This is a genomic window from Verrucosispora sp. TAA-831 (genome assembly GCF_050780145.1).
Lineage (GTDB): Bacteria > Actinomycetota > Actinomycetes > Mycobacteriales > Micromonosporaceae > Micromonospora.
The window spans coordinates 4,639,362-4,652,192 of record NZ_CP192240.1 but is presented as its reverse complement, the minus strand read 5'-3'; the positions used below and the strand labels follow the sequence as shown (position 1 = coordinate 4,652,192).

The following is a 12,831-nucleotide window of genomic DNA, read 5'->3' as shown; positions in this document are numbered from 1 at the left end:
GACCAGGGCCAGTGGCACCGGCACGGCCCGCAGCCGGCTCACCACCGCCGTACCCCGTCCCACTCGGCGGCGAACGCCGCGCCGTCGGCCGCGTCGACGACCACCAGCCCGGCCGCGCCCGGCGGCGTCGCCTCCGCCGCGCCGAAGACCCCGACCACCACCGACGGGTACGCCCCGCGCAGCGCGCCGACGTGCCCCAGGTCCGGGCGGCCACCGGGGCCGGTCAGGACGACCAGGGTGTCGCCGAGGCGGTCGCGGCGCAGCCGGGCCGCCGCCTGCTGCACCGTGCCCTCGGTGTGCAGCGCCACCGCCGCCAACCGGTCCAGCGGTCCCACCGCACCGTCGTCCTCGACGCTGTCCGCTGGTGGTGCGGCGACGAAGAGCAGCACCACCGGCAGGTCCTCGCGGACGGCGGCGGCCACCACCGACGCCGCCGCCTCACACGCCGACTCGAAGGACTCGGCGACCCCGTCCACGCGGTCCGGATGGGCGGCGATCCGGTTGTCCACCAGCACCACGATTCGCGGCAGGCTGGTGTCCACGTTCTCCCGCACCATCAGCTCACCGACCCGGGCGCTGGTGCGCCAGTGCACCCGCCGCAACTCGTCGCCCACCACGTACTCCCGCAACGAGTCGAAGGTGATCGAGCCGTGCGGGACGGCGTCGACGCGTCCGTCCAGGCTGCGCCCGGCACCGGTGGGCACCGCCGACAGCGGGTGGATCCGTGGGTGCACCCAGACCGGCACGCTGTCGCCGTAGGAGCGGGCCAGCACCACCAGACCCAGCGGGTCACGGCGGGTGACGCGCAGCGGCCCGACCGGCACCACCCCCCGCCGCACCGTCGGGACGTCGTAGCGGACCACGGTGTCCGTCCCGGGGCGCAGCCGCAGCACCGGCACCGGCACCACCTGGTCACCGCAGCGGTCGGTGGCCAGCAGGTTCGCCGCACCCCACCGTCCCGCGTTGCGGACCGTCACGGTCATCGACGCCGGGTCACCCCGACCCACCCGGTCCGGGTCCGCTTCCCGCCGCACCTGCAGGCGGGGGCGTCGGGCGGCGGTCACGGTGGCGACCGCGACCGCACCGCCCGCCGCCACGCCGAGCAGCGTCAACTCCGGGTACGCGAACCGGAAACCGGCACCGGCCAGCACGACCGCAGCCACCAGCAGCCCGACTCCCCGGGCGGTGATCCGCACGACAGGCGCCCGGCGGTCAGGGGTGCGCCGGGGCGGGCTGCCCCGACGGCAGCGGCACCGGCACCGAGGCGACGGACTGACGCAACACGTCGGCGGCGGTCACGCCACGCACCTGGGCGTCCGGGGTGAGCAACAGCCGGTGCGCGAACACCGGCTCGGTCAACGTCTTGAGGTCCTCCGGCATGATCCAGCCCCGACCGTCGATCAACGCGTACGCGCACGCCGCCCGGGTCAACGCGATCACCCCACGGGGGCTCACCCCCACCCGCACCTGCGGATGCGTACGCGTGGCCGCCGCCAACCGCACCGCATACGCGTAGAGCGGCTCGGCGATGTGCACCCGGCGGGCCATCCGCACCATCTCGCCCAGGGTGGCGGTGTCGGTGACCGCCGCGAGCGCCTCGGGGGACCGCACCGTCGCCCCGCGCAGCACCTCCACCTCCACCGACTCGTCCGGATACCCCACCGACAGCTTCACCAGGAACCGGTCCAACTGCGCCTCCGGCAACCGGTACGTGCCGTCCATCTCCACCGGATTCTGCGTGGCCACCACCAGGAACGGCTGCGGCACCGGATGGCGTACCCCGTCGACGGTGACCGTGCGTTCCTCCATCACCTCCAGCAACGCCGACTGCGTCTTCGGTGATGCCCGGTTGATCTCGTCAGCGATCACGATGTTGGCGAACACCGGCCCCGGATGGAACTCGAACCCCCGGGTCGCCTGGTTGAAGATCGTCACCCCGGACACGTCCGACGGCAACAGGTCCGGCGTGAACTGGATCCGCCGCCACTGCCCCTTCACCGTCGCCGCGATCGCCCGCGCCAACGTCGTCTTACCCACCCCCGGCACGTCCTCCAACAGCACGTGCCCCTGCGCGAACAGGGCGGTCAGCGCCAGCCGCACCACCTGCGGCTTACCGAGCACCACCGAGTTGACGTTCTCGGCCAGCCGCGCGGCGAGGGCGGCGAAACCCTGCACCTCCTGCTGGGTGAGCGGTTCGTGGCTGTTCACGGTGGTGCTCCTCGGCCGAATTGGATCAGCAGGTGGGCAGGACGGCGATGTCGTCCCCACCCTCCAGGTTGAGCCAGGCCCAGGGGATGTAGTTACGTCCGCTGTACTCGACCTGCACCCACCAGGTGCTGCGCTTGTCGTTGTTGTAGATGTAGGCGTACACCTCTTCGCCCCGCACCCGGCAGTACGCCTTCAACCGGTTACCCGGCCGCGCCCACCCGACCTGCCGGTCGTTGTCCTGCCTCGGCACCGAGAAGATCTCGTTGCCGTTGCGGCCGTCGCGGTCCCGATCGCAGTAGGTCGCCTCCGCACCGGAACTCCCGTTGTTGCAGGTGGCGATGCCGAACAACGCGTCCGTCGCCTGCACCCGACGCGCGGAACCGTCACCGGCCGCGTTCGTCGCCGTCACCGTGAACGTGTAGTCCGTCCCCGGCGACAGGCCGTTCATCGTGATGCTGGAACAGGGACCACTGCGCGCCGTCTGACCCGACCGGGCCAGGGTGCACGTCGCCTGCCCGCCACCGGCGTCCACGGTGAACGTCACCGTCGCCGACGTCGCGGTCGCCGACGACCCGGTCACCGTCACCCGGGGCCGCGCCACCGTCCGCGCCGTCGTCGTGGCCTGCGGACCCTCACCTGCCTCGTTGACCGCCCGCACCCGCACCGTCACGTTCTGCCCGTCACCCAGGTCACTGACCGTGGTCTGCGTGTCGGTCACCTCGGTACGCCGCTCACCGACCTCCACCACGTACCCGGTCACCGGCCGACCGTTGGCCGCCGCCGGTGCCCACTGCACCGACACCGTCCCCGACCGGTCCCCGACCGTGCCGGCCCGCAACTCCAGCGGCTCACCCGGCACCGTGAACGGCACCACCGTGTCGCTGACCGGCGACGACTCCGACGCCGCACCCTTGTCGTTGACCGCCACCACCGTGAACGCGTACTGCGTGCCGTACTCCAACTCACCGGCCTTGATGACCAGCTCCTCACCGGTCGCCTCACCGACCGGGGCGTTGGTCCCCGCCGACATCGCCGTCACCGCGTACCGGGCGATCCGGTTGCCCTGCCCGTTCGCCGCAGGCCAGCTCACCACCACCGTGCCGTCCGCGCGGGCCTGCGCCGACACACTGGCTGGCGCATCCGGCACCGCCGCCGTCGGCGTCACCGGATTACTGGTCCGCGTCGGACCCGCACCCTCGGCGTTGACCGCGTGCACCGCGAACCGGTACGTCTCCCCGTTGGTCAACTCCTTGATCTGCACCGACCGCTGGTTCGCGCCCACCTCGCGACGCTGCCCGGCACCCTCCACCACATACCGGATGATCTCCGCGCCGTTGGCCGGCGCCGGCCGCCAACTCACCCGCGCCTGCGCGTTCCCGGCCGCCGCGCTCACGTTGCGCGGCGCACCCGGCTTACCCACCTGCGGCTTCTTCGGCGGCGGAGGCGGCGGCGGAGGCTCCACCGGCGGATCACCACCGAGCACGTCGTTGGCGTACTTGTCGACCTCCCGCACCAGGTGCGAATCGTCCACCACCCGGGCCGTCGCCGCCTCCGGCGCGTTGATGAACAGGTGGTTCTCCCGCACCTCCAGGTCCAGCGGCCCCCGCCACCGACCCCGGATCGTGTCCACCAACGTGCCCGCCGCGTCGAACGCGTACACCGTGCCCGACGCCTCGTCCGCACAGTAGAACCGGCCCGCCCAGGCCACCGCCGGACTCAACCGGTCACCCTCACCCGGCACCGTGAACGAGCGCACCTCACCGGCATCGGTGATCGCGTGCACCTGCCGCTGCCCGGCCACCGTCACCGGCACCACCGGCCCACTCGTGCGCACCGGCATCGTGCCCGGCCCGGTCAACGTCTGCGCCAACGCGGTCCGCCGCGTCTCACCCCGCACCACCGTCACCAACGCCCCGGCCGTACGGTCCAGCACCGCCACACCGTCGTCCAGCGTGGAGACCACCAACTCGTGACTTGGCCCCGCCACGTCGTACGTCTCCACCCGCTGCGGCCCCACCTGCGCGCCCCCGGCCGACTTCGACGGCAGCACCGCCGGGGTGATCGCCGAGACCGTGCCCTCGGCCGGCACCGCGATCCACAACCGACCCTTACCGTCGAACGCGCCACCGGTGATCCCCGGCGGATACCGCACCGGCTCACCCACCGGCGCCAACGACCGCGGATCCAACTGGCGCACCACACCCTGCACCGCGTCCACCACGAACGCCGCGTCCTCGTGCAACGCCACGCTCACGCCCAGCCCCGGCGCGGTGGGCGTGGTCGCCGTGATCTGCAACGTCGCCAGGTCCAACGCGCTGATCTGACCGGTGTGCAGATCCCGCAGCACCAACACCCGGTCGGTCTGCGTGACCTGCATCGGATGCCGCCGACCCGCCGGCACCTCCACCCGGGTGTCCACCCGCGCGGTCACCCCGTTGACCCGCGCCAACTCACTGCGCGCCGAACTCCACAACCACGAACTCGCGTCGAAGCTGGCCACCGCGTTGTCCGCCGAGCCCAGACCCAGCACGGTCAGACCCATCGCCGCCAGCAACGCCAGCACCGTCCCCACGGTGACCAGACCACCGCGTACCCGCGACCGGGATCGGGCGGTGCGGCTCGGAACGGCCTCGTCGGTGCTCGCCACAACCGGCTGCCTCTCGTATCGTCCTGGCCGGTGGCGCCCCCAGACGGCGACCCCTCCCCTGAACCGGGAGCCATCATATGGTCACGCCACGCACCCCGGGAACCCACACCGTCCGCCGGTGAACACCCAGCGTGGCGTGTCGTCGGCGTGTCCCGCCCCGACTGTCCCACCAGGACCCGCCCGCCCACCGACCGTGAGCGACGCTCAGTTCTGACCCGCGCCGGACTCCCGTGTCGTACACACCTGACTGGACGTCGCGAACTCGTTCGTCCCGTACACCGCCAACACCGTGAAGCAGTAGTCCACTCGCGAATTCAACCCGTTCACCGTGTAACTGGTCTGCCCCTGACCCACCGTGGCCAGCACCCCCAACGCCTGCCCGGCCCGCCCACCGGCCACCATGAACGGCACCATCCCGCCCGACGGATCCGTCCACGTCAACCTGATCGTGGCCGCATCATCGCGCAACTCCAACTCCGTCGGCGGCGGACCCGGATCCGCCGCCGCCGACTCGACCGGCGCCGTCGGCGACGCCGCCTGCCGATCGTTCACGATCAACACCCCGAGCCCGATCACCGCGACCAGCGCCACCACCACGGCCACGATCGCCACCACGATCGCCGCTCGATTCCGCCCCGACCCCGACTGCGCCACCGGGAACGCCATGCCCCCCGCCGACGCGGGCTGCCCAGCACCCGGCTGCCCCCAGGACTGCGGCGGGTACGCGGCGCTCTGCCCTGGTGGGTACGTTGCCTGCCCGGCCGGGTCGTACGGCTGCTGCCCACCGGCCGCCTGCGGATGCTGCTGGTGCGGGTACTGGTGGGGTTGATTCTGGGCCGGTACGCCTCCGGGACCGTAACCGGCGGTGCCCGCCGTCGGCGCGGTGCTGGTACCCGGGTAGCCGGGCGGCCCGTAGCCCGCCGGGGTCCCGGCCGGAGGACCGCTTGCCGGGGCGTACCCGGGACCGCTGACCGGTGGACTGCTGGCTGGGGCGTACCCGGAGCTGCTGGTCACGGTGTATCCGGGGCCACCTACTGGCGGATCGCTGGTTGGGGCATACCCGGGTCCGCTTGCCGGTGGGCTGCTCGCAGGTGCGTGGCTCGGGCCATGGGCTGGCGGGGTGCTGACGGGGGCGAATCCCGGCCAGTTCGCCGGTGGGCTGCTGGTCGGGGCGTAACCCGGCGGGCCGCTGACGGGCCCCGGGGCGGTCGATCCGCTGGTCACCGGGTAGCCGGTCTGCGGGTAGCCCGACTGCTCGACAGCGGGGGTGCTGCTGAAGGGTCCGCCAGGCGGCGGGTAGGTCGGTGCTCCACTGACCGGGGGGTAGCCAGGTGAGCCACCCGTCGCCGGATAGTCGGCTGGTGAATGGCCGGCTGGGCCGTGGGCCGTTCCATCGCCGGTCGTCCCACTGATGCTCGGATAGCCGGGCGATCCGCTGGCGGGCGGATGACCGGGGGGCGCGGAGCTGAGCGACGGGTAACCGGTCGGTCCACTGGTCGGACCCGGCTGGGGCAGCGGCGCGGTCGGATCCTGCGGCCCGGACGTCGAGCTCGTGGCGGGCATGCCGGGGAATCCCGGTGCCGGCGGCTGATGGGTCGAACCGGGGTACGGGGGAGGGGGCGGCGGCGCACTCACGGGTGCCCAACTGCTCGGCCCACCGCTGGTGGGTGGCGCGCTGACCGGTGGTGCACCAGCCAGTGACGCACTGGTCGGTGGCGCACTGGTCGGTGAGGTGCTCACCGGTGGCGGGATGACCGGGAGCACGCTGGTCGGCGGCGCGCTCGTCGGTGCTCCACTGGTCGGTGGTGCGCTGATCGACGGACTGCTGTCTGGTGGTCCGCTCACCGGTAGTGCGCTGATCTGCGGATTGTTGCTTGGCGGTCCGCCGGTGAACGGACTGTTCGTCTGGACCGCACTCGTCGGTGGTGAGGGCGGTCCGCTGGCTGGCGCTCCGCTTACCGGGGCGTCGCTCGGCGGAGCGTCGTCCGGGTTCGCGTCCGAGGCTGGCGAAGCGGTCTCGGGGGAGCGGCGAGCCCGTGCTGCCTCCTCGGCCAACAGCGGGCCGATCTGCTGAACCCGTACGGTCGGGCGCGTCCACTGCGGCCCACCGGGCGAGCCGTTCCCCTCCGGCGTCGCCTGCCCGTCGGGTTGCCGCTGTCCGTCGGGCGACCTCTCCTTGTCCGGGGACCCCGGCCCGACCGGCGTCCTCGGTTCGGCCGAGACCCCTGCAAGGGCTGAATCGTCGGCCTCGCCTGATGCGCCTGGCGACGCCGATGGCACCGGCTCGGTTGCCAACGTTCCCGGTTCGGTTGGCACCGCCGACTTGCCCGACGGGGCCGAGTCGGCATCGTCCGGCGTCGAGGCGTCGTGTGCCGGCGGTATCCGGAGAACGCTCGTCTCCTCGTCGGCCTCGACGGGCGTGAGGCGCGCCGTCGGTGCGGCGGACGTTGCTGGGTCGGGAACGGTGGTCGGTACCGGTGGTGGTGGAACCTCGCTCTCGCGGACCGGCAGCCTCAGCGCGATGGTCGGCTCGGCTGCCTCCGGTGACGCGACCGGGTGAGCAGCCTGGTCGTGGAGGGCCGTCCGGGCCAGCGGCACCGTCGGAGGCTCCGGCACGACCGGAGGCGGCGGAATGCGCGGCGGTGCAGGCACGACCGGCGGTACTGGCGGCACGCCAGGGGCATGCGAGCCCGGTACGGCGCGCGGGTGCGGCACGGCCGACGCCGGTGGTGTCGAGGCCGGTGGTGCCGAGGCCGGGGCGGACGGGGCAGCGGCACCCTCGCCGAACGGGGACGTCGACTGGCGGAAGGACCCGGCGGCGGTCGAGGCGTCGTGCGGCTTCCAGGCGGTCGACAGCACCGCCAGCGAGATCGTCGGCTCGTTCAGGACCCCGTGCGTCGGCGTGGGCGCCGGTTCCGGTTGGCGAGGAGCGGGCACCGCCGGCTGCGGCGCCGGAGCGGCGTCGCCGAGATACTCGCGCGCCGTGCGTACCGCCGGATGATCGGCACCGAGCACCGCGGGGCCGGCAGCGGCCACGCGGGTGTAGTTGCGGCGGGCCTCGTGGCGGTTGCCCAGCTCGTCCGCGACGGACCCCAGCTCGAAGGCCAACGCCAACATCAACGGGTCTGCGTGCGGCCACCGCCGCTCCCCGGCCGCGAACGCCTCCTCCAACACCCGCCGTGCCGCGCTCGGATCGTCGGCCTCCCGGTGCAGTCTGGCCAGCAGGTGCGCGGTGCTCAGCGCGTCCGGATGATCCTTGCCCAGCGACGGCGGCACCGACTCGACCACGTCGGTGAGCAGCTCACGGGCGGCGGCGAGGTTGCCCGCGCCACGCAGCGCCAGAGCCCGCTGCTGGGCGACGGCCAAGGGAGAGGCATGGGACACACCGCCATGCTGCCGGGTACGGGCACCGTGACGCCAGCCGGACCCGCACCGACAGGCCCGCCAGGGCCGGTCAGATCGGCCGGAATCGGCCTCGGGATGCTGATGTGCATGATCCACCGGCGGCGTGTACAGTAACTCCCCGTGCGGCCCGCCGGGCGGCCTTCTGGTGATGGATCACCGAGGTCGACACGGTAGGCTGGACACAGCAAGTCCGGGTGGCGGAATGGCAGACGCGCTAGCTTGAGGTGCTAGTGCCCGTATAGGGCGTGGGGGTTCAAGTCCCCCCTCGGACACAAAAACGCGGCGTTTGCGCCCAGTTTCACGTGCTGGTGGTCAAGCATGCTTGACCACGCGAATCTTCTCTTCTTCACGGTCGCTGCTCGGTTGGTTCCGGGTGGTGGTGGCCGTGGTTGACACCTCGACAGGCCCGGTGATTCCACCGGTGGTCCTGTCCGACCCGGGTTCGGCGGCCGAGCGCTCGACGAGCGGCGGGTTGCGTCGTGGTCCGTTGCCGATGTCGTCGCTGCCGGAACGTTGCACGAGTCCCCGCGTCTACGGTGTGGCCGCGCTGGAGGGCAGTGGCCGGCTGCGGGACCGGTTCGTGGTGGGTGCCCTGGGGTGGCGGCCGGGTACCCGGTTGGACATTCGGGAGCGGGCCGGGATCGTCGTCGTGCGCGGTGATGATCAGGGTGTGTTCCGGCTGACCGGTCAGGGGCATGTACGTCTTCCCGCGGCGGTGCGGCACTGGTGCGCTCTACGGACGGGCGATCGGCTCCTTCTGGTGGCGGATCCAGCGGTGGGGCTGCTGCTGGTGTGTCCGATGGCGACGCTGGACGAGATCGTCACTCAGGCCCATGCCGCTGTGTTGGCTGGTGGTGTGTCGTGAGTGGTGCGAGTCGAGCTGAGTTGGACGCGGCGCGGTTGTTGTTGGCGCGGATGGGCATCTCGGCGGCGGACCTGGTGGAAGCCCCGGCGGACCGTCCATTGGCGCCGACGTTCGCGGATTATGTGCCGGTCGTGTCGGCGGCGGTCAGCGTGGGGACGCGGCGGGCGTATGGCTCGTACTGGAAGCGGGTGGTGGAGCAGTGGGGGCAGCGTCGGCTGGATGAGCCGACGCCGTCGGAGATCGAGCAGCTCGGCGAGTACGTCAAGGCGCACGTGGTGGCCCGCCGTAACGCGCGGGGTGGGCGTAGCGCGGTGGAGCATCTGATCGCGGCGTTGCGGTGCCTGTACAAGCGGGCGGTAGCGGATGGGTATATCGCGGCGGCGGATAATCCGGCGGCGAAGGTGGCCAAGCCGCGTCGGTTGCCGAGTACTCGGCGGGCGGTGGCGGATGCCCGGTTGGCGGAGATCAACGAGGTCGCGGCCCGTACTGGGGATGATCCGGTGTTGGACAGTCTGTTGCTGCGGTTGCATACGGAGACGGCGTGTCGGCGGGGTGGGGCGTTGGCGTTGCGGCCGGTGGACCTGGATCCGGAGCAGTGCCTGATCCTGCTGCGGGAGAAAGGCGACACGACGCGGTGGCAGCCGGTGTCGCCGACGCTGATGCGGCACCTGCAATGGCACGCCGCCGACCGGCACGCCGCTCCTGCGGGGCAGTTGCTGCGGTACCGCGACGGGCGGCCGATCGGCCGACGGCGTTACGACCACCTGTGGGTGCGTATCGGTGAGCACCTGCCGTGGGTGTATGTGCAGCAGATCAGCACCCACTGGCTGCGCCACACCACGTTGACGTGGGTGGAACGCAACTTCGGGTACGCGGTAGCCCGTGAGTATGCCGGCCACTCCGACAGTGGCAGCAGCGCCGGTACGACGGCAACCTACGTGCGGGCAACGCTGCACGAGGTGGCACGCGCCCTGGCGGCGTTGACCAACGAGCCACACCCGCTCGCCTGACCGATCACACGACGAAGGATGGTCACGCTGCTGGCGGCAGAGGTTGCGGTGAGAGCTGTGCCTCCGGCAGGGGCGACCCGACTTCAGGATGAAGTTGCCGAACGTTTGCGGTCGTGGGTGGTAGTGGATTAGGGATGCCATCCCGTCGGCCGCCGACCCAGGCAAGCCGAGCGGGCCAGGGTGACGAGGTGGAGCGCCCAAGGGCGGTAAGTCGGCGGTACCTTGGAGCTGGCGATCGATTGAAGAGGCGGAGAAGATCATGGTGAAGGAAGTGAACGAAACCGGCGATGATGATCTCTAGCGCCCCAGTTCAGGTAGTCTGCTCCCCGCGCACGCGGGGGTGATCCCCGCTCGGTGGCGATGTTGCCCAGTGGCTCGGCCTGCTCCCCGCGCACGCGGGGGTGATCCCATCCACGATCCGTCGACGCCGCTGACGGCGGACTGCTCCCCGCGCACGCGGGGGTGATCCGGTGCGATCCACGTCGGTGAGCCGGTCGGCTAGCTGCTCCCCGCGCACGCGGGGGTGATCCCTCGCGGGTCACCTTGGCGTGGAACAGGTCCGACTGCTCCCCGCGCACGCGGGGGTGATCCCCGACTCCAACCGGGACAGCCGCACCAGCAGACCTGCTCCCCGCGCACGCGGGGGTGATCCCCCGCGCAGTCCCGGCCGCACCCCGCAGATCCTCTGCTCCCCGCGCACGCGGGGGTGATCCCCACGTCAGAAAGATTCCGATGACGTTGCTAGCCTGCTCCCCGCGCACGCGGGGGTGATCCCCCCATGGAAGCCGTTGGCAACTTCAACCAGACCTGCTCCCCGCGCACGCGGGGGTGATCCCGTCGGGAAGGTGCCGCGCAGGCGGGGCGGCAGCTGCTCCCCGCGCACGCGGGGGTGATCCCGGACGTACGGGAAAGCGTGAAAGCGAGCTAGGCTGCTCCCCGCGCACGCGGGGGTGATCCGCGGCCCTCATGGGCAGCGGCCCAGCGGTACGTCTGCTCCCCGCGCATGCGGGGGTGATCCCAACACGGTGGCCCAGATGAACCCGGGCGCCGGCTGCTCCCCGCGCACGCGGGGGTGATCCCGCCGGCCCGTCAACCCCGCCGAATGGCGCGGCCTGCTCCCCGCGCGCGAAGGGGCTCAGTCGCGCGTCACGTGCTCCCGCCACGCACCGGGCGACGGCGCGCGCAACAGCCGATCCACCATCTCCTGCGCCTCAACCTGCGTGTCGAACTCCCACCGCAACGTCCGGCCCGTCTCACGGTCACCAGTGCGGGCGACCACCCTCCAGCGGGTCTGACGGACCAACCACACATCCCGACGCGACAACCGGCCCCACGCCCCGTTCCACCACCGCCTGACCGCCTGATCCACAACCCGAATCGTGCGCATGTTCGATCACGTGAAGCGTGGTGGGCACCAGGGCGGCAAGGACGCCCCCGGACTGCACCGCTGCTATGGTCCTGCCCCCCCACCAGCGCCGACGGCACCGGCCGGGCGGGGAACCGCCGTGGCAGGGCGAGGGCGCCGGCACGCGCGGTGCCGGCGCCCTCGCCCTGGCCTGGGAGCGTGTCGGACCGTCCGCCTAGGGTGCGCCGCATGTACTTCGTGTACCGCGCCCGGGAAGAGTCGCCGCTGGGCAAGCGGGTGGTCACCCTGCCCGACGCGACGGTGCTCGACTGGTTCCGTCGCGGCTGGGAGCACGACGACCCGGACGCCTTGATCCACAGCGAGCTGGGTGGTGACGTCTACGGCCTGTCGTCGATCTTCGAAGAGATTCCGGAACACCACCTGCCCCGGCCGGAATCCGTCGACGACCTGCGCGCCCTGTTGAGAGAACACCTGTGGGTGGAGGGCGACGAGGACACCTTCATCCGGCTCGACGCACACGCGTTACGCGTCCGCACCGACGACGACGAGGTGGACCTCACCTACTACTTCCTCGACGACGAGGCCGCCGCCTCGCGTGACCGGGTGGCGTTCCTGCTCCACGGCACCTGGCCGTTGCCCACCGACGCGGCCGCGCCCGGCGCGAATTTCAGCCACGGCGTGCCGGTCCGTACCGTCCGGCTGGCCGCATCCGGCCCGCAGGCGGTGTACTCGGTCCGCCTCTGCTGGCAATCACCCGACTCCCACCGCAACCTGGACCTGGCGGGTGCCATCGTCTTCCCCGGCCTGACCCTGCCCGACCTCGCCACCCACCTCCGCAGCGCCGACGACCCCGACATCCACCACTGGCCCCATGACGCGCAGCTACTCAGAGCCCTGATCGCCCCGGCAGACGCCGACCTCAGCGGGTCACTGCACCGCTACGCCCGACTGCCCGGATACGCCCCCTTCTCCGACCGCCGTGACCAGCTGCCCACACCCGCAGACCTCGACGACATCCGAACGCCGCTGCCCGCCCAACCCGCTACCAAATCGCTGATCATCGTGGAGCCGCACATTACGCAGGTCGCCCGCTACATCGACGACTTCTTCGGCTTTGACCAGTGGTTCCTCTTCGACACCCGATGGGCGGCAGCCCAACCCGACCTGGCCCGCTCGCTGCTGCGCTACGCGGCCCACTGGGACCCATTCGCCTAACCCGACCAGCGGACCCTCGTCCATGAACCGGCGACACCACCCGGGCGAACATCCCGACGAACACCAAACCCAGACGCCGAGCAGCTGCCGGAGCCATCCCGGAGCCCGGCAGCCG

Annotated in this window: 8 protein-coding genes, 1 tRNA gene, 1 pseudogene and 1 CRISPR repeat array; of the genes and pseudogenes, 5 read left to right on the top strand and 5 right to left on the bottom strand. The window is 71.9% G+C overall.

Translation table 11 applies throughout. From position 1 onward, the window contains the following. Window positions 1-38 precede the first annotated feature (38 nt). The 4 genes from ACQVFL_RS20550 to ACQVFL_RS20535 all read right to left on the bottom strand — a co-directional run bounded on the left by ACQVFL_RS20550 (window position 39) and on the right by ACQVFL_RS20535 (window position 5,869). Window positions 39-1,196: a DUF58 domain-containing protein gene (locus tag ACQVFL_RS20550; RefSeq protein ID WP_431727384.1), complete on the bottom strand. Its 1,158-nt coding sequence runs from the start codon at window positions 1,194-1,196 to the stop codon at window positions 39-41. Window positions 1,197-1,212: 16 nt separating this feature from the next. Continuing rightward, entirely contained in the window at window positions 1,213-2,208 is a 996-nt protein-coding gene (locus tag ACQVFL_RS20545) for an AAA family ATPase (RefSeq protein ID WP_396698286.1), read from the bottom strand. A gap of 25 nt (window positions 2,209-2,233) precedes the next feature. Beyond that, window positions 2,234-4,855: a fibronectin type III domain-containing protein gene (locus tag ACQVFL_RS20540; RefSeq protein WP_431727383.1), complete on the bottom strand. Its 2,622-nt coding sequence runs from the start codon at window positions 4,853-4,855 to the stop codon at window positions 2,234-2,236. Window positions 4,856-5,059: 204 nt separating this feature from the next. Beyond that, the gene (locus ACQVFL_RS20535) at window positions 5,060-5,869 is read right to left on the bottom strand and encodes a hypothetical protein (protein ID WP_431727382.1); all 810 of its coding nucleotides are present in this window, start codon (window positions 5,867-5,869) and stop codon (window positions 5,060-5,062) included. Window positions 5,870-6,518: 649 nt separating this feature from the next. Between ACQVFL_RS20535 and ACQVFL_RS20530 the strand changes: the two genes are divergently transcribed. Continuing rightward, window positions 6,519-6,929, top strand: coding sequence for a hypothetical protein (locus ACQVFL_RS20530; RefSeq protein WP_431727381.1), 411 nt, complete (start codon window positions 6,519-6,521; stop codon window positions 6,927-6,929). Between the two features lie 847 nt (window positions 6,930-7,776). On the opposite strand, the pseudogene ACQVFL_RS20525 reads toward ACQVFL_RS20530, so the two are convergent. Further along, window positions 7,777-8,239, bottom strand: a pseudogene (locus ACQVFL_RS20525) (tetratricopeptide repeat protein); the annotation flags it as partial. A 209-nt stretch (window positions 8,240-8,448) separates the two neighbouring features. On the opposite strand from ACQVFL_RS20525, the gene ACQVFL_RS20520 reads away from it, so the two are divergent. From ACQVFL_RS20520 to ACQVFL_RS20505, 4 genes are all read left to right on the top strand, one after another. Further along, a tRNA-Leu gene (locus ACQVFL_RS20520) sits at window positions 8,449-8,532 on the top strand. Window positions 8,533-8,582: 50 nt separating this feature from the next. Then, entirely contained in the window at window positions 8,583-9,125 is a 543-nt protein-coding gene (locus ACQVFL_RS20515) for a hypothetical protein (protein WP_431727380.1), read from the top strand. Next, window positions 9,122-10,135: a tyrosine-type recombinase/integrase gene (locus ACQVFL_RS20510; protein ID WP_431727379.1), complete on the top strand. Its 1,014-nt coding sequence runs from the start codon at window positions 9,122-9,124 to the stop codon at window positions 10,133-10,135. Before ACQVFL_RS20515 ends, ACQVFL_RS20510 begins: the two co-directional genes overlap by 4 nt. Before the next feature lie 319 nt (window positions 10,136-10,454). Next, window positions 10,455-11,216: direct repeats of the CRISPR family, unit length 30 nt; unit sequence CTGCTCCCCGCGCACGCGGGGGTGATCCCC. A 513-nt stretch (window positions 11,217-11,729) separates the two neighbouring features. Then, the gene (locus ACQVFL_RS20505) at window positions 11,730-12,716 is read left to right on the top strand and encodes a hypothetical protein (protein WP_431727378.1); all 987 of its coding nucleotides are present in this window, start codon (window positions 11,730-11,732) and stop codon (window positions 12,714-12,716) included. Window positions 12,717-12,831: the final 115 nt, after the last annotated feature.

What these genes read in the sequence shown, in the direction of transcription:
- ACQVFL_RS20505 (WP_431727378.1), top strand. Translation starts at nt 11,730, where the DNA reads ATGTACTTCGTGTACCGCGCCCGGGAAGAGTCGCCGCTGGGCAAGCGG.